Here is a 21,259-nt window from a genome sequence, read left to right on the forward strand (position 1 = left end):
CGCACCCTCTTACACGTGCGAATGCCCTACTTAAAATTAGGAGTGATGGACAATGGCAACAGTAAAAGCAAGCATGGCGGGAACAGTATGGAAAATCGTGGTGGCAGAAGGAGAAAAAGTGACAGCTGGTCAAGATGTAGCAATATTAGAGTCCATGAAAATGGAGATTCCAATTGCGGCAGAAGAGGATGGCGTGGTAACAAAAATCATTGCCAATGAAGGAGATTTCATTAATGTTGATGATGATATTTTAGAAATTGAATAAGAGGGGGGCTTTTGGATGCAACTACCAACACATGTAACGATAAAGGAAGTAGGCCCTCGTGATGGCTTGCAAAATGAGAAGACTCATCTTTCAACTACTGACAAGGTACAGCTAGTAAATTTACTTAGTCATACAGGTTTGAATTATATAGAGGTCACATCCTTTGTGCATCCAAAATGGATACCGCAATTGGCAGATGCAGTAGAAGTGCTTCAGGCCATTAAACGGCAAAAAAATATTACGTATGCAGCACTCGTACCGAATATGCGCGGCTTAGAGCGGGCATTGCAGGCGGAAGTAGATGAAGTGAGCGTTTTTATGTCAGCCAGTGAAAGCCATAATCAAAGCAATATAAATAAAACGATTAAAGACACATTTCCGATAATAGAGGAAGTAGTTACAGGAGCCAAGGCAGCTCATAAAAATGTGCGTGGATATATTTCAACAGTGATAGGCTGCCCCTATGAAGGTTACATACAACCGGAAAAGGTTTTGAGAGTGACTGAAAAATTATTAGAAATGGGTATTGATGAAATTTCACTTGGTGACACGATTGGCGTTGGCGTGCCGACTCAGGTTGAAAGCTTATTAAACGAATTGCTAAAAAGGTACCCTGTAGAGCATTTTGCTATGCATTTTCATGATACACGAGGTACGGCACTCGCTAACATCTTAAAATCCATAGAAATGGGCATAACAAAATTTGATAGTGCACTTGGTGGGCTAGGGGGATGTCCATATGCTAAGGGAGCTTCAGGCAATGTGGCCACGGAGGATTTATTATATTTATTAGATGGAATGGGTATTAAAACAGGTGTAGAGATGAATAAAGTGCTAGAGGCGGCATTTTTTATAGAAAAGAAACTTGGAAAGACTGTTGCATCTAAACAGATGGCAATTGTCCGTAATGAAAGGAGTGCGATTCAATAATGACGCAACTCGTTCGTTTTGAAATAGTAGAAGGAAGCATTGGGCTTATAACATTAACAAGACCTGACGCTGCAAATGCGATGTCTGTCCAACTACTAAAAGAGTTAGGTGCAACACTTGATCACATCAACGGAGATTCAGCAGTACGAGTAGTGCTATTAACAGGTGCTGGGGAAAAGGCATTTTGCGCAGGTGCTGATTTAAAAGAGCGTAAGGGTATGTCTGATCAACAGGTTAGGCAGATTGTCCAGTTAATTGGTGCAACTGTAACGAAAGTAGAAGCACTTTCCCAACCTATCATTGCTGTATTAAATGGTGTCGCCTTTGGAGGTGGTCTAGAATTAGCATTAGCATGCGATTTACGTATTGCTGCTAAACATGTAAAAGTCGGACTTACTGAGACTTCTCTTGGCATTATTCCAGGAGCAGGTGGCACGCAGCGTCTTCCACGTTTAATCGGCATAGGAAAAGCAAAGGAATTAATCTATACAGCGCGTCGATTAAGTGCTGAGGAAGCTAAGGACTATGGCATTGTGGAGTACGTTTACGAGGGCCGTGAGGTACATGCTAAGGCAATAGAGCTTGCACAAGAAATGGCTAAAAATGCTCCGCTTTCCTTAATTCAGGCAAAAATAGCGATGAATCAGGGGGTTGAGGTGGATTTAGCGAGTGGCTTAAAAATCGAATCGCTCGCATATAGTGCTCTGATCCCTACAGAAGATCGATTAGAGGGTTTACTTGCTTTCCAAGAAAAGCGCACACCACAATACTCAGGGAAATAAAATTTTCTTCTATATGAATATGGAGCTGTAATTCTGTTGCTGCTGTTTAAGGCGGGAATAAACAGATGCAGCAAGGATGGGTGTTGTGGATTGTAGGAGATAGTTTATCTGCATTCAGCAAATGTCTTTTGTATCGAAAGCAAAGCGGCAGCTACAATTACGCCAAAGCGAAATTGATTTTTTTTGTAAGAAACCAAAAGGCCACTAAGTGCCAGGATATTATGGCATAACTGATTGGGCAAAGGGAGGAATTAACATGGGCAATATTTCGACAGATAATTCAACTACACTAAAGGATAAAATTTTAGCAGGTGGTTTACCGAAATATCATGATAAAAATGCACAACAAGGAAAGCTCTTTGTACGGGAACGACTGGAATTATTACTAGACGATGGATTACAATCAGAGGATGGTCTCTATGCGAACTGTTTAGCAGGTGATTTGCCAGCCGATGGTGTGGTAACAGGAATCGGTAAAATACATGGTCGTACTGTCTGTGTATTAGCGAATGATTCAACAATTAAGGCGGGCTCTTGGGGTAAACGTACAGTGGAAAAAATGATTCGTATTCAAGAAACAGCTGAAAAGTTAAACTGTCCATTACTTTATTTAGTTGATTCAGCAGGTGCTCGTATTACAGACCAATTAGAGATGTTCCCTGGTCGAAGAGGCGCTGGGCGTATTTTCTATAATCAAGTAAAACTTTCTGGGAAAGTACCACAAATATGCCTATTGTTCGGACCATCCGCAGCTGGTGGCGCTTATATTCCTGCCTTTTGCGATATTGTTGTTATGGTAGAGGGCAATGCATCTATGTATTTAGGTTCTCCACGTATGGCAGAAATGGTTATTGGGGAAAAGGTAGATTTAGAAACAATGGGTGGTGCAAAAATGCATTGTTCGGTTTCTGGCTGTGGAGATGTACTCGTTAAAACAGAGCAGGAAGCCATTGCATATGCTAGAAAATATTTAGGCTATTTCCCAAATAACTATGCAGAACGTAGCAGGGTCGAAGAGGCAAAACCACCAGCATCATTTGATAAGTCCATTGAAGAATTAATTCCTGAAAATCAAAATGTTCCTTTCGATATGTATAAATTAATCGATCGAATTATTGATGAAGATTCATTTTGTGAAGTTAAAAAATTATTTGCTCCCGAATTAATAACTGGGCTTGGTCGTATTAAAGGACAATCGGTTGGCATCATTGCAAACCAGCCTCGTGTAAAAGGAGGCGTATTATTCCACGATTCGGCTGATAAAGCTGCAAAATTTATTTCCCTTTGTGATGCGTTCAATATACCGCTCCTTTTCCTTGCAGATGTACCAGGCTTTATGATTGGAACGCAGGTTGAGAAGGCTGGCATTATCCGCCATGGTGCAAAGATGATATTTGCTATGAGTGAAGCAACGGTTCCAAAGCTGACGGTCATTGTTCGTAAGGCATATGGGGCAGGATTGTATGCAATGGCAGGCCCAGCATTCGAGCCGGATTGCTGTATTGCACTAACCAATGCTCAAATAGCCGTAATGGGACCTGAGGCCGCAGTGAACGCTGTATATGCCAATAAAATTGCAGAGCTTCCGAAAGAGGAGCAAGCAAGCTTTATTGCGGAAAAACGCAAAGAATATCAGGAGGAAATTGATGTTTATCGTTTAGCATCAGAGCTAATCATTGACGATGTAATTGCGCCGAATGATTTAAGAACAGTACTTGAATCACGTTTAGAGCTATATATGTCAAAATACTTATTATTCTCGGAACGTAAACATGGAGTAAATCCCGTTTAAAAGTATTGGAGAGACTTTTCCCTAAAGCTTGGTTTGTGTGGAAATCCCGTAGATAAACGACAAGGCCGGCTCAATGGTATGAGTCGGCTTTTTGAATATGTCTAAACATGCCTAAATAGAAACCTAACTTAATATATCTCTTGCATGGGAATGGGAGGCATATTAAAATATGGGAAGAATCTAAAGGAAGTAGGGTTGTTTAGGCATGCAAAAAAATAATATTTCTAATATGCAAGGTGATGCCAAACTCCCATTGCCTTATCGTTCATGGATTGATACATATTATTTTCCCATAAAGATAATAGGGTGGATAATTTTTTGTATCTACTCATTTATTGCTTTTTATAAATTAGTCATTGATCGTCTAGTAGATGTCATCCTAGTTTTATGGAAGGACGAATACTCACTCGTTGAATTAGGTCTGTTTGATTATAGTGACTGGCGATTAACCACAAATTTTGTACCCTTTGAAACTATTCTACGCTATATAAACTACTCTCAGTATTTTAATTTGGAAATCATTATTATTAATTTACTCGGCAATTTATTAATATTTACACCAATGGGTTTTTTGTTGCCTTTGTTGTCCAAAAGGTTTCGTAAAGCTTGGGCAGTGATTTGTGTAGGTTTTTTATCCAGTTTAGCAGTAGAAACGATACAATTTATTTTTACGGTTGGCTCCGCAGATATTGATGATTTACTTTTAAATACGCTAGGCGCATGGTTGGGTTATCTAGCCTATAAAAGTATCCTTATTAAACCTAAAAAAAAATGTTAGAAACAGTCTATGCCAAAAGACTGTTTTTTTATATGGAATTAACACTATTTGGAAAGTGGAAAAAGTATTAAGTTTCGTAGAAATATTATAATTAAAAGAAAATATAGGATTTTATAAAGGTATTTATACCTATATTAGTGAAAATTGATTATTTCTTTAGGAGGTTAGTAGTAATTTATACTTGAATTTAATATAGAAAATTCCGATAATGAGTGTACAGAAATTGTTCAGGTGGTAGAGATATAGTTAATAGAGGGTTATTATCATATCTAATATTTAACTTGCATATTAAATAAGAAAGCAGAGGTGATTATATGAAAATATCAAGTTTAATAGAACATGAAAGAATTTCACCTTCAAATCGCAAGAAAGTATTACAGCGAAAAGAAGCAGGAGATGCCTATCGAAAAAATGCTTTGTATTTTCAGCCAAAGAAAAATCCAATATTACAAGAGCTTGAGAATTTATTATTAGGACAAAAGGATTTAGACCTCTACGAGCAACAAAAAGAGGAATCACAGGAAGTCACGCCCCACCAACAAGCCATTTTTCAAGAGATGGAACAAACTAAAAAGAATGTGTTGGCTCATGAACAAGCAAATAAGATGGTCAGCAGTGAGGGGGTTGAATCAATTTCCTCCTCCCAGCTATCAGATGATGAAGATGTAGTTGGAATAAATCCCGAAAATACTTTGCGGATTTTAGAGCAGGTACGGAATGCAGCTTTAACACCAGCACAGCCTTCCACCCAAGATTTACGTATAGCGGCAAGTGCAAATGCGCAAATTCAACAAATTCAGGCACAATTACAGGGGCAGGAATTCAATCAAAATGTAATAACTGACAACGAGCCTGCTTATTTTAATGAAGGCATTGAGGTCAAAGTACCAGAACGTTTTTCGAAGGAATTGATATTAAATCCATTTGCAGATACAATTTTCGGTAAGAGCTATGGGGAGGCATTCAAGGCACTGACATTTAAACATGCTTCTGAAAAATATGCTACCCATATCCAAATGGCGAAAAACGGCTATCGACTAGGGAATGAAGCTACGTTCTCGATGATAGCTTAATGTTGCAGATGGGAGTTTTATTATGGCAAAGCCAAAACATGCTAAGACGAATGCTATACGATTGTTAGAGCAACAAAAAATACAATTCGAAGTAATTGAATATGAAACCGGTGATGGTCAAGTAGATGGTATTTCGGTCGCTGAAAAAATTGGCCATCCAGCTTCTCGCGTTTTTAAAACATTAGTGGCAAAGGCAAGCGCGCAAAAGCTTTTTGTATTTGTTATTCCTGTTGCTCAAGAGCTTGATTTAAAAGCTGCTGCTAAGGTTGTAGGAGAGAAAAAAATTGAAATGCTTCCTGTCAAGGAGTTACTGAGCTATACAGGTTATGTCCGTGGTGGCTGCTCACCTGTAGGCATGAAAAAGCTTTATCCAACAGTCATTGACGTATCGGCACAAGAGCAAGGCGATATTATTGTTAGCGCTGGTAAAATTGGAATGCAAATCCATGTACAATTAGCTGATTTAATTGCTATCACGAAAGCAAAGCTGGAAGCGATTACAACTACCCATGAATGAAAGGTGGGTAGTTTTTTATTTGGATTTAAATCTTTGTTAAAGTGAACCGCTTAGGTAACCAAAACATTTTTATAAGAGAAGGCAAAACACATCTCCTCGTTTTTTATAGAAACTATGGTACAGTTAGAGCAATCATACATACATAGATAGAGAGGGTTATGAAATGCAAAAAGTTATGGGGTGGCGTTGGGCATTTTTTATAGGCGGCTTAATAGTTATGTCCCTTGGGATTACTATGTCTATTAAGGGCAAGATTGTAGGGACAAGCCCATGGGATGTGTTGCATGTGGGTTTATTCCAAAATTTTGGTTTATCGATTGGGACGTGGTCTATTTTAACAGGCCTTTTTATTGTTGCTTCGACCTCAATTGTTTTACGACAATGGCCAAAGATAGGAACATGGCTTAATATGCTACTAATTGGATCATTTATAGATGTTTTTAATTGGCTATTGCCATCAACGAATATATATAGCTTACAGGTTACTTATTTTGTGATAGGTTTATTTGTTTTAAGTTTTGGCTGTGGCATGTATATTGCACCTAATATGGGAGCTGGACCACGTGATACATTGATGATGATTCTGGTTGAAAAATTTGGTGGTACCATTAAAACGGCGAGAATGGGTATAGAGGTGCTAGTGACAATTTTCGGCTGGTTGCTTGGAGGACCTGTGGGTGTTGGGACAGTGGTGATTGCTTTAACATCAGGCTATATTGTGCAATATTCATTACCTTATTGTCGAAAGCTTTTAATGAAGTGTATTGGCAATATTGAGGATATGAAGCCTTTCTATTAAATAGGAAGCTACTTTTATCATAAAGGATAGAAGTAGCTTCTCATTTTTTTTGCGGTTGTTTCATATAATGCAGGGCATAGGGTAAAGGAGGAGCGGTATTGAACGGAAATGTGACCTATTATTTTGGACACGCATTGACAGGGCAGGGAATTAAACAATTATATAAAGAAATGATGGATGAGGCGGAATTGGTTTATCTTTTGCAGGGTGCTCCAACAATGAAGGGGTCGGAGCTTTTAAAAGAGCTTGGTTATTTTTATGTCAAGCAAGGCTTTGCTGTAGAATGGTTCAAGGACGCGCTGTTGGAGGATGTTGTAGAGGCGGTATTTGTTCGAGGGTGTAATCGACTCTATATTTGGTCATCTGAATGGGGGATTGAACCGACTTTCCTTGGAACAAAGCATCGTGTGCTATCATTTTATGATTGTTTAGAGGACCTCCAGCTCGAGAAAGTTGGCGAACAGCTTGCTGAGGCAATGAAGGAACGAGAGTTATGGCGTGATAAATGTATCGCTATGCTAAGTAAAGCTATTAAGATTCATGACGATTGGGAGATTGTCACACAAAGCTGTATGAATTGGCAAGCATTAAATGATCAAGTGGAAATGTTAAAAACAAACGTTTTTCAATCAATCATTTTAAATAAACCTGGACTACGCACACATCGCTTACTAGGAACATTAACACCAAGAGGCGCTGAAAATACAGTAGAGAGTATTACTAAAAATTTAGCTCGCCGATTAATGATAAAAGGTAAGCCGGGAACCGGTAAATCTTCCTTGATGAAGGACTTAGCTGATGAAGCCAATAAGAGAGGGCTAGATACACAAATTATTTGGTGCGGTTTAGATGCAGGCTCTGTTGATATGGTCATTATCCCGGAATTAAATTTTTGTATATTTGATAGTACAGAACCACATGTCTTTGATCCACAGGATGGCAGACTGGGAGATGAAATTTTTGATATAGGGAAACATTGTGCATTATCACAGGATGCAGAAGTTCTAATCGAAGATATCCGTGCAAAGTATAAAGAGGCTATACAGGATGCGATGGGCTACTCCAAGCGATATGCAGAAGCGGAGTATACTGTTCGGCGTTTATTGGACCATTGTTTATCTACTTCACTTTGGCGAGAAAAAACTGCTCCACTTTTCGAAAGATTAACAAAGTAATTTTTCAATTGGCATGCTTATGCTACACTAGGAGCTAGAACAGTTTTCCTAGGAAAGGATGATACGCTTGTCAAAAGTATTAAATGCATTTTTAGACGAAAACCTACAAGACTTAAGAGACCAAGGCTTATACAACGAGATTGATCCAGTAGAGGGAGCCAATGGACCTGTTATTCAGGTGCGCGGCAAAAATCTTATTAACTTGTCCTCAAACAACTATCTTGGCTTAGCAACAAATGAAGAATTGAAGCGTATTGCCAAAGAGACAATTGATAAATATGGTGTCGGAGCAGGTGCTGTTCGTACTATAAATGGTACGCTTGATCTACACGTTAAACTGGAGGAAAAGCTTGCTGAATTTAAAGGAACAGAAGCAGCTATTTCCTATCAATCAGGCTTTAATTGTAATATGGCAGCGATTTCAGCTGTAATGGATAAAAATGATGCGATTCTTTCAGATCAATTGAATCATGCTTCTATTATCGATGGTTGTCGTTTATCAAAGGCGAAAATCATTGCGTTTAATCACTCTGATATGGATGATTTACGTGCGAAGGCAAAAGCAGCAAAAGAATCTGGGTTATACAATAAAATTATGGTCATTACTGATGGTGTTTTCTCCATGGATGGCGATATTGCTAAACTGCCGGAAATTGTGGAGATTGCAAAGGAATTTGATTTAATTACGTATGTAGATGATGCGCATGGCTCAGGTGTTACAGGTAAAGGAAAGGGTACAGTGAAGCATTTCGGCTTAGAAAAAGAAATCGACTTCCAAATTGGTACACTTTCTAAGGCGATTGGCGTTGTTGGCGGATATGTCGCAGGTAAGAAAAACTTAATTGACTGGCTTAAAGTACGCTCTCGTCCATTTTTATTCTCAACAGCATTACCGCCTGGCGATGTGGCAGCGATTACGGCAGCAGTACAAATGTTAATTGATTCCACTGAGCTTCATGATAAACTTTGGGAAAATGGCGATTATTTAAAATCAGGGCTTGCTAAGCTAGGCTTTAATATTGGGGAATCCGAAACGCCAATAACTCCATGTATTATTGGCGATGAAAAGCTGACGCAGGATTTCTCTCGACGCTTATTTGAAGAGGGCGTTTATGCGAAATCAATCGTTTTCCCAACGGTTCCAAAGGGTACAGGTCGTGTTCGTAATATGCCTACAGCGGCTCATACAAAAGAAATGCTGGATAATGCACTCGCAATTTATGAAAAAGTAGGTCGCGAACTAGGCGTTATTCAATAAAAAAGGGTCTCCTCTTCGTGAGGCACCCTTTTTTATATTTAGATGGATAGAACATTTAAAGTGACGGATAGGTAAACTGAATCAACGGATAGAACCCTCAAAGTGATGGATAGCTAGAGTGAATCAATATATTAAAACGTTAAAAATGGATAAGCTCTATTTTGAATGAAAGATATTTGCGGTGTTTAACTGTTTGATGCGTTCATCTGTCACATGCAATGATTTTAAAATTTCCTCATTATGCTGCCCTAATGTTGGAGCGGCTTTTGTTAGCTGTCCAGGGGTCTGAGAAAATTTCGCTGGGAAGCCTAGTGTACGCATTGGCCCAGCCGTTGGATGCTCATAGGACAGGACCATGCCACGCTCCAAAATATGAGGATCATTCAATGTTTGATCGTAGGAATAGATTGGGCTAGATGGTACACCATATTCATCTAAAAGCTGAAGCCAATATGCAGCTTTATGCTTTACTAATTCACTTTCGATTTCTTCCTCCAATGCTTTAACATTTTGAGCCCGCAAGTAGTTTGACGCGAATAGTGGATTACTCAGCCAATCTGGACGGTGGACGACTTTGGTGGCAAAAATCTCCCATAGCTTTTGATTACCTGCACCAACTAAAATATAATCATCCTGTGTTTTAAAACCCTGATAAGGTGCAGAGACACGATGCGCAGTACCTGTTCGCTCAGGGAGCTGGCCTTGCCCAAAGTAGGCTGCAGCCTCCCAAACCGTCCATGCCAGTCCAGACTCTACTAAGGAAACATCAATATATTGTCCTTCACCACTACGCAGCTTGTAAATATAGGCCATTAAAATAGACTGCAATGCTGTTTGAGCAGCCGCAATATCGTTTACAGCAAAGCCAACCTTTACTGGTCTGCCATCTGCTTCACCAGTCATATGCATTAAGCCGCTAAGTCCTTGCGCCATAATATCGTAGCCGCCTTTTTGACTATAAGGACCTGTTTGACCATAACCTGAAATAGAGCAATAAATAAGGCCAGGATTCATATCTTTTAATGTTGCATAATCTATCCCTAATTTTTTTGTGACGCCAGGCCGATAATTTTCCACAAGCACATCTACCGATTGGATAAGCTCTTTAAATAGTTCTAATCCCTCAGGTGTTTTTAAATTCAAGCAAACACCTTTTTTATTACGATTAACCATCATATACATATGGCTTTCTTCATTAATAAAGGGACCCATTGTACGTGTGTCGTCTCCACTGGGATACTTCTCAATTTTAATGACTTCAGCCCCCATATCTGCTAATACCATTGTGCAGTATGGACCAGCAAGCACCTGTGATAGATCAACAACTTTTAAACCTTGCAATGCTTGATTCATTTTTCATCGACTCCATCTTTTTTCACTAGAGTAATATTTCGTAGGGCTGGAAGGGAGGTTGCGCCTGCTAAAGCAATGGAAACTTTCAATTCATCGTATAGATTCGTCATGACTTTTTCCACTCCATGCTGTCCATCTAACGCCAGCCCATAGACAAAAGGCCGACCAATCGCTACTGCATCTGCCCCTAAAGAAAGTGCTTTTAGGGCATCCATACCACGATACACGCCACTGTCTAAAATGATTGGAATTTGTCCATTTACCGCTTTGACAATCGCAGGAAGCGCATCAAGTGATCCTACTACACCATCCAGTTGGCGACCCCCATGATTTGAAACAATAATACCATCGATACCATTTTCTATAGCTAGCTTTGCGTCTTCAGGATGTAAAATACCTTTTAATAAAATAGGGAGATTAGATCGGCGCTTTAATTCACGTACATTTTCCCAACTTAAGGTAGGATGGAAAACATTTTGCAACACACCCTGGACGTAGGATTCAAATGATTCATCTGGCAGGGAAGCCATAAAAACAGGATCATTGATATAGTTTCCTCTTGCATAGCCTAGCTTTAAAGGCGAAAATTGGTTGCGTACATCCTCTTCACGCCAGCCAAGCATAACTGTGTCGACTGTAAGAACGATTGCTTCAAAGCCAGCAGTCTCTGCTCGAGCGGCCATACTATAAGCAATTTCCTCGTTGGTAGACCAATATAACTGAAACCATTTTGTAGCCGTAGGTGCAGCTTGTGCAACCTCTTCAAGGGCATAGCTAGAAACTGTACTTTGTATATAGGGTATTTTTAATTGTTGAGCAGCGCGAACAACTGCAAGCTCTCCATCATCATGCGCCATTTTATTCATGCCAACAGGTGCAAATAAAAAGGGTGTTGGATATGTTTTTCCGAAAAGCTTTATCGAAGTGTCAACATTGGAAACATCATTTAAAAAGCGGGGCACAATGGAATACTTTTCAAAAGCAACACGATTATTGCGCAATGTTTGTTCGCCTCCTGCACCAGAGCGTATATAGCCAAAAGGTCCAGCTTCCATTTTTTCCGCTACAGCCTTCTCTAAATCGGCAAAACAAATAGGGAAGGGAGCTTGGGCAGTTATATTTTTTAATAGAAGGTCTCCATTAGTTGTATTTGTCATCGTCACTACCTCACTTATTTATTAAAAATGGGCTTTCTTTTGTTTAAAAATGCCTGTATGCCTTCGTTATAATCTTCTGAGCTAAAGGAGTCGAGAATGATTTGAGCTAACACATCATTTTCTTCATTTTCTCCATCTACAATAGCTTGAATAATTTTTTTTATGCCTGCATTGGCAATAGATGATTTACTTAAGAGATGCTCAGCGAATTGCAGTGTGGCATTTTCAATATCCCCTGGCTCATGTAGGGCAGTAATCAAGCCAATGCGCTTTCCTTCTTCAGCAGTAAAAATGTTTGCTGTGTATAAAATTTCCTTTGCCTTAGCAACTCCAACAATATTGATAAGACGTTTGGTACTTTCAAGATTATAGACAATTCCAATGTTTGCTGCAGTGATACCTAATTTACTTTTGGGTGTAGCAATTCTAAAATCGCAGGCGTTTGCTAACTCTAAGCCACCGCCAATCGCTAAGCCCTGTATCATAGCTATGGTTGGGTGCGGAAATTTATAGAGTGCATCAATTGCCTTTAATGCTAAATCATTATATGCTTTCGCGTTGTCAGCAGCATAACGAATATCTAAAAACTCACTAATATCAGCCCCCGAAGAAAAAGCAACTTCATTCACACCACGGACAATTAAAAGTTTAATCGAAGGGTCAGAGCTTAAATAATAAAGCTCATTCAAAATAGCCTGAAACATTGCCCTTGATAAAGAGTTACGTTTCTCAGGACGATTAATCACTAAAGTTGCTATATAACCATTTTTCTCTATATAAATTTCCTTTGTCACAGTGCTCCTCCTTAATCCTTCTTAAGTTTTGCTGCAAATCGATTGCCAATAGATTGAATACTCTGAACAAGGATGATTAAAATAAATACAGTCGCATACATAACATCGACCTCATAGCGTAAATGACCATAACGATATGCAAGATCACCTAAACCACCGGCACCAACCATACCTGCCATTGCCGTTGCTCCAATAAGACCAATTGTGGCAATGGTTAAGCCTAAAATAATAGAAGGGCGAGCCTCGCGTAATAAAACATTCCAGATGATATGACGGCGTTTAATGCCCATTGCTGTATAAGCCTCTACAACACCTGGGTCCACTTCTAAAAGTGCTGTCTCCATCAGTCGTGCGATGTAAGGTGCTGTATAAACAACAAGTGGTACAATGACACCTTTCACACCAATCGTTGTCCCAACAATTAGCTTTGTAAACGGTAAAATAAAGAAGAGTAAAATGATAAATGGAACGGAGCGAATTATATTAATGAATAAATTGAAAAATTGATAAAGAAATTTATTTTCGAAAGATTGACCAGGACGTGTTAAAACAATTAAGAGCCCTAACGGAATCCCAATGATAACGGAAAAGAATAAAGAAATTCCGACCATTTGGAAGGTTTCGATAATTGATTTCCCAATAACATCGGACCAATCTGTAAAGAAGCTTTGAATACTATTCATTTTGTTCGCCTCCTAATTCTTCTACGGCTACTCCATTTTCGGTGAAATACGTTAATGCCTTTTGTACAATTTGTGCTTCACCATTTAAATGAACGACAATATTTCCGACAATGCCGTTTTTTAATTCAATAATATTGGCAGTTAAAATATTTGGCTGAACATCGTAAACTTTGCTGACCTCTGCCAATAATGGTTTTCCAGTACTTTCACCGAGAAATGTTAGACGAATAACACTCCCTGAAACATTGAGCTGCTGAATAAGGGAAGGGGATAGATTACGCTGTGAAATCGTGCTTAAGAACTTTCTCGTTGTTGGATGCTGCGGCTTCGCAAAAAGATCAATAGCTGAACCATATTCCACAACTTTCCCTGCTTCAAGAACAGATACATCATCGCAGATTTTTTGTATGACATTCATTTCATGTGTAATGAGTAAAATAGTAATGCCTAGCTCACGATTAATTTTCAATAAAAGCTCGAGAATGGCTTCTGTTGTTTCTGGATCAAGTGCACTAGTCGCTTCATCACTTAGTAAGATTTCAGGTTCTTGTGCCAACGCACGTGCAATAGCAACACGTTGTTTTTGACCACCTGAAAGCTGACTTGGAAAGCTCTCTAATTTTTCTGTTAAGCCAACAATTTCAGCATATTTCGCCACACGATTTTTCACTTCGGTATCGTTATAGCCAAGTAGCTTTAATGGGATAGCAATATTGTTATAAACGGTCGCAGTTTTTAAGAGATTAAAATGCTGGAAAATCATCCCGATTTTTTGACGGGTTTTACGAAGATCATTAAGGGAAAGGGAAGTAATATCCACATTGTTGATCCAGACTTTTCCTGCAGTTGGACGTTCCAATAGGTTAACACAGCGAATAAGTGTGCTTTTACCTGCGCCACTATAGCCAATAACCCCATGAATTTCACCTTTTTTAACATGAAGGTTAATCCCATCAACTGCTCTGACAATACCTTTCTTTGTTTTAAATTCTTTAGATATATTTTCTAATCGAATCATCTGGATGTCTCCTTTCTAAAAAGCAAGAATCTGCTCGCTTTCCCAAAGGAGTCTCGCAGATTCTTATTTTATCCTGCTTAATGGGCTGGAAAATTCCCTCTTCAAGAACAAATAATGCTGAGTAGGAATCTAACAGCGGTATAGGCCCGATTTTTTCAACGATTAATCAGTGGAAGATGGGAAAACCCGTTTTATTTTTAAGCAACCTACCAGCTTGCAATTACAGAACCCTTAAATTCATCTTCAATAAATTTACGTACTTCATCAGATTGATAAGCTTCAACAAATTTTTTAATCGTTGGATCATTCTCATTTTCAGCACGTACTACAATATAGTTTACATAAGGGGATTCAGTAGATTCTAAAAGGATAGAATCTTTTTTAGGATTAATGCCAGCCTCCAGCGCAAAGTTTGTGTTAATAGCTGCTACATCAACCTCACTAAGTTGTTTTGGAATTTGTGCAGCCTCTAACTCTATGAATTTTAAATTTTTCTTGTTTTCCTCAACATCACGGATAGACGCTGTTAGCCCAGCACCTTCTTTTAATTTAATATAGCCAGCCTCTTGCAGAACAAATAGTGCACGGGCACCGTTTGTCGGATCGTTTGGTAAACCAAATGTTGCTCCATCTGGTATTTCATCAAAAGATTTATATTTTTCAGAGTAAACACCCATTGGATTCAGAATAGTTTTTCCAACTGGTACTAAGTCTGTATCGTGATCTTTATTAAAAGTATCTAAGAAAGGCTCGTGCTGATAGCTGTTTGCATCAAGATCACCTTCAGCTAATGAAGTATTAGGTAAAACATAGTCAGAGAAGGATTTAAGCTCTACTTCTAAACCTTTTTCTTTTGCCACTTTTGCCGCAGCCTCTGCAATTTGTTCATGTGGACCAGAAGTAACACCTACTACGATCTTATTTTCATCAATAGCCTTACCTTGGTCTTCTTTACTATCTTCTTTTGAACCGCAACCTACTAACGCTGCTGCTAATGTAAGACCTGCTAAGCCTAATAAAAATTTGTTTCGTTTCTTCATGAAAATGACCTCCAAAGTTTGTATTATCGATTTTTAAAAATAAAAAAACTCTCTTATAAACTAAGAGAGGCTCATGAAAAAACGTCCTCTCTTATCTATCAAACGATGATCGTTTGCAGGATTTAGCACCTTCCTTTAAAAAGGAGGTTGCCGAGCTTCATAGGGCCAGTCCCTCAGCTACTCTTGATAAGAGATATATAGTATTTTTATAAATCCGATAGAACTAATATAAATTATAGGTTATTATTAGTCAATAAATATTTTGATTTTTTATTTTATTTAGCGGGTTTATTGTCCACTAAATCAAGATAAAGCCACAGAAAATATAGTAGCAAAAAGAGGTGTAGAGATGTCTATAAGAGTAAATTATGGAGTTGGAGCATTTGGAAAAGTCATTAGTGCTCGTATTTTAATGGGGACTGATATTATCGAGGGAATAGAGGCTATCTGTCAAGAGAACGATATTGAGTCAGCGACCATTGTTAGTTGTATTGGTAGTTTGCAAAATAGTAGTTTTGTTTATTTAATACCAGATGAGATCTCTAAAATCAATGTCCGTTTCAGTGAAGTGATAAAAAAACAGGGACCACTTGAATTTATTCAAGGTGCTGGTGTTGTGTGTAAACGTGATGGAGACTATGAGACGCATCTTCATGGATCAATGAGTGATCAATGGGGTCAAGTAGCGGGAGGACATTTGATAAAGGGCGGAAATATTGTGATTACGGCCGATATCGTTTTGGCAGAGGTACAGGACATTCAGCATATACGCAAATTTGATGATGAAACAGGACATATTCAATTTTATCCCTTAGAAAAAGACTTACAGAGTCCAAGAAAGATTGAGAAATGAAAAAACTGTTCTATGGCATTGCTGTAGAACAGTTTTTATTGAATTTGTTTATATAAATAAATTTAATTGTTCGATTCGATTTATAGCTTCACGTAAACGTTCTTCGCTTACAAGTAAGCCAACACGGACATAGCCCTCGCCATATTGCCCAAAGCCATTTCCTGCTGCTACAGCAATATCTGCTTTGTCGAGTAAGAGGTCTGCAAATTGTTCACTTGTATAGCCTACTGGAACAGGGAGCCATGCAAAAAAGGAGCCCTTAGGAGCAGTTACGTGCCAGCCAATACGCTGAGCCTCCTCAATTAAGACATTGCGTCGACGTTCATAAGTAGCTGTGAGCTCATTTGCACATTCCTGTGATGATGAGAGTGCAATCGCAGCTGCTTGTTGAACAGCAGGGAATTGACTACAAAATAGATGGTCTTGTATTAAATTGATAGCAGCAATAATATCAGCATTCCCAACTGCAAAGCCAATGCGCCAGCCTGCCATATTGTATGTTTTGGATAGAGTATACATTTCTATTCCAACATCTTTAGCACCATCTGCCTGTAGGAAGCTAACAGGTTTTTTTCCATCAAATCCAATTGCCCCATAGGCAAAATCATGTGAAACGCTGATATTATGCTCTTTTGCAAAGCGAACGGTTTCCTCGAAAAATTCAATTGTTGCTGTACCACCAGTCGGGTTATTAGGGTAATTCAAATACAGAAGTTTCGCCTTTTCTTTTATATTATCAGGTAAAGCTGCGTAATCAGGGAGGAAGCTATTTTCTGCAAAAAGTGGCAGTACCTCAAAATTTACATCCCCTAATACGACGCCTGATAAGTAATCGGGATAGCCAGGGTCGGGTAATAGCATTGTATCTCCAGGATTTAATATAGCTAAAGGTAGTTCAACAAGACCGATTTTTGTACCACCAAGAATAGCCACCTCTGTTTCAGGATTAATGTCTACATTGTATTCACGTTTGTAGAAATCTGCCGCAGCTTGGCGTAATTCAGCAATGCCACGAAATGGTGGATATTTATGATTAAGAGGATTTTCGGCTGCCTCCTGTAGAGCCTTAATAATATGTGGAGGAGTAGGTTGATCAGGATTTCCCTGTCCAAGATTGATTACATCGCGCCCCTCAGCCAAGGCAGCATTTACTTTTTGCACAAGTGCTGCAAAAAACTGTGTTGGGAGTTGCTGTAGTTTTTTTGAGAATTCCATGCACATTCACCTTTTTCAGAATATAATAATTATTATTAAAGAATATGATGCAAATACTATTACTTTTTTTACTAATTGTCTAGACCCTTTATTTATAAAAGGTTTGAAAGTCTCTGAAAACTACAGGCGACCAAATCATAAGTTACGATGGTACGATACGAGATACGGCACCAATTGAAGTTACTACACTTACAGTAGAATTGGTTGAGTAAGTTGTAGCTCTTTGTATAAAAGATCGTTCTGAAATGAATAATCTTTTTTTGCTGTAAATAATAGACAAAGCGGCAACGTCGAATGACCAACTAACTGGATAAATTTAAATTAGTCTAGAATTAAATATTGTATAATGAAATGTGTAAAAGCGAAAACAAACTTAAAAATGTCTAAAGGAGGAAATGAGATGAAAATTGGCTGTATTCAATTGAATGTAGGCTTTGGCAAAGTAGATGAAAATTTTGCCCGAGCTGAGGAGAAGATTCGAGAAACGGCAAATCGAGGTGCGGAAATTATTGTACTACCAGAAATGTGGAATACAGGCTATGCACTTGAGCGTTTACCAGAGCTAGCGGATGAAGATGGGGTGCGTACGAAAGCCTTTTTAGCAAGTTTGGCAAAGGAACTGAGTTTACATATTGTGGGCGGCTCTGTTGCAACAAAAAAGGGCGATAAATTTTACAATACAATGTATACGTTTAATAAAAATGGTGAGCTAGTAGGTGAATATAGCAAGGCGCATCTCTTCCGTTTAATGGACGAGCATTTATATTTAGAGGCAGGCGATGAGATGAATCGCTTTACGCTCGGAGATATAGAGGCAGCAGGAGTAATTTGCTATGATATCCGCTTCCCTGAATGGCTTCGTGCCCACGCTTTAGAGGGAGCAAAGGTTTTATTTGTACCAGCACAATGGCCAACACCTCGTATCGACCATTGGAAAACTTTGCTTCAAGCGCGTGCCATCGAAAATCAATGCTTTGTTATTGCGGTAAACCGTATTTCCAAAAAGGTAGAAAACTTCAATGGCCAGTCTATGATTATTCAGCCATGGGGAGAGGTTCTTTGGGTTGGTGCTGATGATGAAGAAGTGGCTGTTATTGATGTAGACTTTTCTATTGTTGATGAAGTCCGAGGTAGAATTCCAGTTTATGATGACCGCAGACCTGGGCTATATAGTGGCGTAACTGTGAACAACTAATGATTGGTAGCAAGCTCAAGAAGCAGAGCGACTTGAGCTTACTAGCCCCGAGCGAAACAGCGGAGACCCCGAGCGAAACAGCGGAGACCCCGAGCGAAACAGCGGAGACCCAGGCGAAACGGAACCCTGAGCGAAACAGCGGAGACCCCGAGCGAAACAGCGGAGACCCCGAGCGAAACAGCGGAACCCTGAGCGAAACAGCGGAGACCCCGAGCGAAACAGCGGAGACCCCGAGCGAAACAGCGGAGACCCCGAGCGAAACAGCGGAGACCGAGCGAGCAGCGGAGACCCCGAGCGAAACAGCGGAGACCCCGAGCGAAACAGCGGAGACCCCAGGAAACAGCGGAACCCCGAGCGAAACAGCGGAGACCCGAGCGAAACAGCGGAGACCCGAGCGAAACAGCGGAGACCCCGAGCGAAACAGCGGAGACCCCGAGCGAAACAGCGGAGACCCCGAGCGAAACAGCGGAGACCCCGAGCGAACAGCGGAGACCCCGAGCGAAACAGCGGAGACCCCGAGCGAAACAGCGGAGACCCCGAGGAAACAGCGGAGCGAAACAGCGGAACCCAGGCAGCGGAGACCCCGAGCGAACAGCGGGACCCCGAGCGAAACAGCGGAGACCCCCGAGCGAAACAGCGGAGACCCCGAGCGAAACAGCGGAGACCCCAGCGAAACAGCGGAGACCCCGAGCGAAACAGCGGAGACCCCGAGCGAAACAGCGGAGACCCCGAGCGAAACAGCAGAGACCCCGAGCGAAACAGCAGAGACCCCGAGCGAAACAGCAGAGACCCCGAGCGAAATGCTTGACTCCAAAACTAGGGGATTTAATTTTTATCCTCAATCAAAGAATTTGCAAGTAGCATAAATTCAAGTGTAATACGATTATGCCCCTTCATAAAATTTTCACCTAATAGACTTTCCAGTTTTTTTAAGCGGTGGTAGAGTGTCTGCCGTACAATAAACAATTGTTTGGCTGTCTGCTGCTTGGAGCCATTTGTTTGTAAATAGACCTGCAACGTTTCTAGTAGCTTACTATTATATTTCCGATCGTATTCAATAACGGGCTGTAAATAATCTTGAATCACTTCCTGCAAATTCACCTGCATCTGAAGCTTGTAGATAAGATGATATAAATGTAAATCATCATAAAAAAAAGAAGTTGTTGGCACTTTACTGCAAATATATAATGTATCAAGCGCAGTTTGATAGCTTTTGGGAATTTCTACAACATCTGAAACTACTTTTCCAATGGCTACTTGATATCCCTGAGATATTTGTTTTTTGTAAAACTCTGCCTTCTGAAGTGAAGAGCATAACGAATTCAATAATTCACGACCCGATTTACTATCTTTGGTATGAAGAAGAATAAAGATAATATAGCTCTTTCTCTCGAATAAAAAGGGAATAAATCCATGTTGTTCAAAGAGGTTTCGGTAATATAGCTTACTATAGACAATATCTTCTTGCACTTTAGGAACTGTATGTGGAGATGCTAAAATAAAGACAGCCCCACTTGATATTTTGAAGTTAGAATGATGCGTGACAATAAATTTGTAAATTTCCTCTTTCGATAATTTCTGATCTATCCAATCTACTAGAATTGTGGCATCCTCCATATTCTTTTTTTCCTCTATATAAAACTCTCGCATTAGAAGCTGTGCTAACGCTGTAGCTGTACGATCTAAAATGAGTAGTTCGAATTCTGAAAATTGACCATCTGCCCTAAAAAGAGTCAAATCAGCATAGTGCTGATCAAAAATAAAGATAGGCTCATGTTTAAATTCGGAGGCTTTTTCCTTCATCCCTAGTAATTGCTGACGCTTATGAGGCACCGCATTTGGGAAAAAGATAGGCTCTCGGCTTTTAATAGAAAATACAATTTGTGTTTTCAATTCATTATACATATTTTGTAAAATATCCTCAGTTGTTTGTCCTAATAGGGCGTTTTTATTTAATGTTTGAGAGTAGGATTCTAACGTGGAAATCATTAAATATTGTTGATTTAATATTTGACTATGTAAATCCTGGGTAATGCGAACGAAGGGAACAGTTTCATGAAAAACGATTATAGGGAAGCTATGACGGTTGGCAAGGGATACAATGATTGCTGGAATGGTTTGTAGATAATCACCATACTCAATACATAATGCAGCGCAACTTTTGTGAATTAAAGACTCTACAAAAAAGATAAAATCGTCTATGCTATGCTGCAGGCTTATGCCAGTTGTCAAGACCAATTCATCACCAGCCAAGAAATTATCTATTTGGACAATTTCTATGACATGCGCCCATTTGACAATCCGTAATAATCCATCTTCTCCAGCTACTACTTCTGCACTTTTAAAATGTTTATTCTCTAATACATCCTTCACCTTTAATTTAAATTGATTCATCTGTATGCCCCTTTCATTTTTCTCTTACTATTGTTTCAGAAAATAAAAATTTTATTTTAAGAATATTTAGTCTATTTTACATTATGTTTAAAACAAAAGTATAGAATTTTACAGTTTGTCTATTACTTCCAAAGTGTGGAACATGTAAGATTTTTCTAAGCGATAATCCAATCTAAAAAAAGAGGTGA

Annotated in this window: 20 protein-coding genes and 1 riboswitch; of the genes, 12 read left to right on the forward strand and 8 right to left on the reverse strand. The window is 39.4% G+C overall.

Annotation, left to right across the window (positions count from 1 at the left end):
- Positions 1-52: 52 nt before the first annotated feature.
- From QNH24_RS02685 to QNH24_RS02730, 10 genes are all read left to right on the forward strand, one after another.
- Complete coding sequence (locus QNH24_RS02685; protein WP_031418413.1) at positions 53-265, forward strand: acetyl-CoA carboxylase biotin carboxyl carrier protein subunit; 213 nt, start codon at positions 53-55, stop codon at positions 263-265.
- A 15-nt stretch (positions 266-280) separates the two neighbouring features.
- A complete protein-coding gene (locus tag QNH24_RS02690; protein ID WP_283870635.1) occupies positions 281-1,195 on the forward strand; it encodes a hydroxymethylglutaryl-CoA lyase in 915 nt (304 codons plus the stop codon).
- Positions 1,195-1,977, forward strand: coding sequence for an enoyl-CoA hydratase (locus tag QNH24_RS02695; protein ID WP_283870636.1), 783 nt, complete (start codon positions 1,195-1,197; stop codon positions 1,975-1,977). The genes QNH24_RS02690 and QNH24_RS02695 overlap by 1 nt, the downstream gene beginning before the upstream one ends.
- A gap of 256 nt (positions 1,978-2,233) precedes the next feature.
- The gene (locus QNH24_RS02700) at positions 2,234-3,769 is read left to right on the forward strand and encodes an acyl-CoA carboxylase subunit beta (RefSeq protein ID WP_283870637.1); all 1,536 of its coding nucleotides are present in this window, start codon (positions 2,234-2,236) and stop codon (positions 3,767-3,769) included.
- Positions 3,770-3,974: 205 nt separating this feature from the next.
- Positions 3,975-4,547 carry a VanZ family protein gene (locus QNH24_RS02705; RefSeq protein ID WP_283870638.1) on the forward strand — a complete coding sequence of 191 codons (573 nt, stop codon included), beginning with the start codon at positions 3,975-3,977 and terminating at the stop codon, positions 4,545-4,547.
- Between the two features lie 314 nt (positions 4,548-4,861).
- Positions 4,862-5,620, forward strand: coding sequence for a hypothetical protein (locus QNH24_RS02710; protein ID WP_283870639.1), 759 nt, complete (start codon positions 4,862-4,864; stop codon positions 5,618-5,620).
- A gap of 22 nt (positions 5,621-5,642) precedes the next feature.
- A complete protein-coding gene (ybaK, locus tag QNH24_RS02715) occupies positions 5,643-6,137 on the forward strand; it encodes a Cys-tRNA(Pro) deacylase (RefSeq protein ID WP_283870640.1) in 495 nt (164 codons plus the stop codon).
- Positions 6,138-6,300: 163 nt separating this feature from the next.
- The gene (locus QNH24_RS02720) at positions 6,301-6,936 is read left to right on the forward strand and encodes a YczE/YyaS/YitT family protein (RefSeq protein WP_283870641.1); all 636 of its coding nucleotides are present in this window, start codon (positions 6,301-6,303) and stop codon (positions 6,934-6,936) included.
- A 98-nt stretch (positions 6,937-7,034) separates the two neighbouring features.
- A complete protein-coding gene (locus QNH24_RS02725; protein WP_283870642.1) occupies positions 7,035-8,111 on the forward strand; it encodes a nucleotide kinase in 1,077 nt (358 codons plus the stop codon).
- 58 nt (positions 8,112-8,169) lie between these two features.
- Entirely contained in the window at positions 8,170-9,369 is a 1,200-nt protein-coding gene (locus QNH24_RS02730) for a glycine C-acetyltransferase (RefSeq protein ID WP_283870643.1), read from the forward strand.
- A gap of 156 nt (positions 9,370-9,525) precedes the next feature.
- On the opposite strand, the gene QNH24_RS02735 is transcribed toward QNH24_RS02730, so the two are convergent.
- From QNH24_RS02735 to QNH24_RS02760, 6 genes are all read right to left on the reverse strand, one after another.
- On the reverse strand, positions 9,526-10,722 hold the full coding sequence (locus tag QNH24_RS02735) for a CaiB/BaiF CoA transferase family protein (RefSeq protein WP_283870644.1): 1,197 nt from the start codon (positions 10,720-10,722) through the stop codon (positions 9,526-9,528).
- Positions 10,719-11,879, reverse strand: coding sequence for an alpha-hydroxy acid oxidase (locus QNH24_RS02740; RefSeq protein WP_283870645.1), 1,161 nt, complete (start codon positions 11,877-11,879; stop codon positions 10,719-10,721). The genes QNH24_RS02735 and QNH24_RS02740 overlap by 4 nt, the downstream gene beginning before the upstream one ends.
- A 14-nt stretch (positions 11,880-11,893) precedes the next feature.
- Positions 11,894-12,673 (reverse strand): enoyl-CoA hydratase/isomerase family protein, encoded by a 780-nt coding sequence (locus QNH24_RS02745; protein ID WP_283870646.1) that lies wholly within the window; start codon positions 12,671-12,673, stop codon positions 11,894-11,896.
- A gap of 11 nt (positions 12,674-12,684) precedes the next feature.
- The gene (locus tag QNH24_RS02750; protein ID WP_283870647.1) at positions 12,685-13,356 is read right to left on the reverse strand and encodes a methionine ABC transporter permease; all 672 of its coding nucleotides are present in this window, start codon (positions 13,354-13,356) and stop codon (positions 12,685-12,687) included.
- Positions 13,349-14,374, reverse strand: coding sequence for a methionine ABC transporter ATP-binding protein (locus QNH24_RS02755; RefSeq protein WP_283870648.1), 1,026 nt, complete (start codon positions 14,372-14,374; stop codon positions 13,349-13,351). The genes QNH24_RS02750 and QNH24_RS02755 overlap by 8 nt, the downstream gene beginning before the upstream one ends.
- Positions 14,375-14,580: 206 nt before the next feature.
- Complete coding sequence (locus tag QNH24_RS02760; RefSeq protein WP_283870649.1) at positions 14,581-15,414, reverse strand: MetQ/NlpA family ABC transporter substrate-binding protein; 834 nt, start codon at positions 15,412-15,414, stop codon at positions 14,581-14,583.
- A gap of 88 nt (positions 15,415-15,502) precedes the next feature.
- Positions 15,503-15,607, reverse strand: a riboswitch (SAM riboswitch).
- 156 nt (positions 15,608-15,763) lie between these two features.
- Between QNH24_RS02760 and QNH24_RS02765 the strand changes: the two genes are divergently transcribed.
- Positions 15,764-16,267, forward strand: a complete 504-nt coding sequence (locus QNH24_RS02765) for a PPC domain-containing DNA-binding protein (RefSeq protein ID WP_283870650.1) — start codon at positions 15,764-15,766, stop codon at positions 16,265-16,267.
- 48 nt (positions 16,268-16,315) lie between these two features.
- On the opposite strand, the gene QNH24_RS02770 is transcribed toward QNH24_RS02765, so the two are convergent.
- On the reverse strand, positions 16,316-17,482 hold the full coding sequence (locus QNH24_RS02770) for a pyridoxal phosphate-dependent aminotransferase (RefSeq protein ID WP_283870651.1): 1,167 nt from the start codon (positions 17,480-17,482) through the stop codon (positions 16,316-16,318).
- Positions 17,483-17,882: 400 nt separating this feature from the next.
- On the opposite strand from QNH24_RS02770, the gene QNH24_RS02775 reads away from it, so the two are divergent.
- Positions 17,883-18,677, forward strand: a complete 795-nt coding sequence (locus QNH24_RS02775; RefSeq protein ID WP_283870652.1) for a carbon-nitrogen family hydrolase — start codon at positions 17,883-17,885, stop codon at positions 18,675-18,677.
- An 825-nt stretch (positions 18,678-19,502) separates the two neighbouring features.
- On the opposite strand, the gene QNH24_RS02780 is transcribed toward QNH24_RS02775, so the two are convergent.
- Positions 19,503-21,071 (reverse strand): PucR family transcriptional regulator, encoded by a 1,569-nt coding sequence (locus tag QNH24_RS02780; RefSeq protein WP_283870654.1) that lies wholly within the window; start codon positions 21,069-21,071, stop codon positions 19,503-19,505.
- Positions 21,072-21,259: the final 188 nt, after the last annotated feature.

It is taken from the genome of Lysinibacillus pakistanensis (assembly GCF_030123245.1).
GTDB classification, from domain to species: Bacteria; Bacillota; Bacilli; order Bacillales_A; family Planococcaceae; genus Lysinibacillus; species Lysinibacillus pakistanensis.

Bases quoted from the DNA above. Each gene is read 5' to 3' on its own strand.
- QNH24_RS02705 (WP_283870638.1), top strand. From the start codon at position 3,975: ATGCAAAAAAATAATATTTCTAATATGCAAGGTGATGCCAAACTCCCA.
- QNH24_RS02755 (WP_283870648.1), bottom strand. From the start codon at position 14,374: ATGATTCGATTAGAAAATATATCTAAAGAATTTAAAACAAAGAAAGGT.
- QNH24_RS02760 (WP_283870649.1), bottom strand. From the start codon at position 15,414: ATGAAGAAACGAAACAAATTTTTATTAGGCTTAGCAGGTCTTACATTA.
- QNH24_RS02685 (WP_031418413.1), top strand. From the start codon at position 53: ATGGCAACAGTAAAAGCAAGCATGGCGGGAACAGTATGGAAAATCGTG.
- QNH24_RS02690 (WP_283870635.1), top strand. From the start codon at position 281: ATGCAACTACCAACACATGTAACGATAAAGGAAGTAGGCCCTCGTGAT.
- QNH24_RS02750 (WP_283870647.1), bottom strand. From the start codon at position 13,356: ATGAATAGTATTCAAAGCTTCTTTACAGATTGGTCCGATGTTATTGGG.
- QNH24_RS02765 (WP_283870650.1), top strand. From the start codon at position 15,764: ATGTCTATAAGAGTAAATTATGGAGTTGGAGCATTTGGAAAAGTCATT.
- QNH24_RS02700 (WP_283870637.1), top strand. From the start codon at position 2,234: ATGGGCAATATTTCGACAGATAATTCAACTACACTAAAGGATAAAATT.
- QNH24_RS02710 (WP_283870639.1), top strand. From the start codon at position 4,862: ATGAAAATATCAAGTTTAATAGAACATGAAAGAATTTCACCTTCAAAT.
- QNH24_RS02770 (WP_283870651.1), bottom strand. From the start codon at position 17,482: ATGGAATTCTCAAAAAAACTACAGCAACTCCCAACACAGTTTTTTGCA.
- QNH24_RS02740 (WP_283870645.1), bottom strand. From the start codon at position 11,879: ATGACAAATACAACTAATGGAGACCTTCTATTAAAAAATATAACTGCC.
- QNH24_RS02730 (WP_283870643.1), top strand. From the start codon at position 8,170: ATGATACGCTTGTCAAAAGTATTAAATGCATTTTTAGACGAAAACCTA.
- QNH24_RS02735 (WP_283870644.1), bottom strand. From the start codon at position 10,722: ATGAATCAAGCATTGCAAGGTTTAAAAGTTGTTGATCTATCACAGGTG.
- ybaK (WP_283870640.1), top strand. From the start codon at position 5,643: ATGGCAAAGCCAAAACATGCTAAGACGAATGCTATACGATTGTTAGAG.
- QNH24_RS02780 (WP_283870654.1), bottom strand. From the start codon at position 21,071: ATGAATCAATTTAAATTAAAGGTGAAGGATGTATTAGAGAATAAACAT.
- QNH24_RS02775 (WP_283870652.1), top strand. From the start codon at position 17,883: ATGAAAATTGGCTGTATTCAATTGAATGTAGGCTTTGGCAAAGTAGAT.
- QNH24_RS02720 (WP_283870641.1), top strand. From the start codon at position 6,301: ATGCAAAAAGTTATGGGGTGGCGTTGGGCATTTTTTATAGGCGGCTTA.
- QNH24_RS02695 (WP_283870636.1), top strand. From the start codon at position 1,195: ATGACGCAACTCGTTCGTTTTGAAATAGTAGAAGGAAGCATTGGGCTT.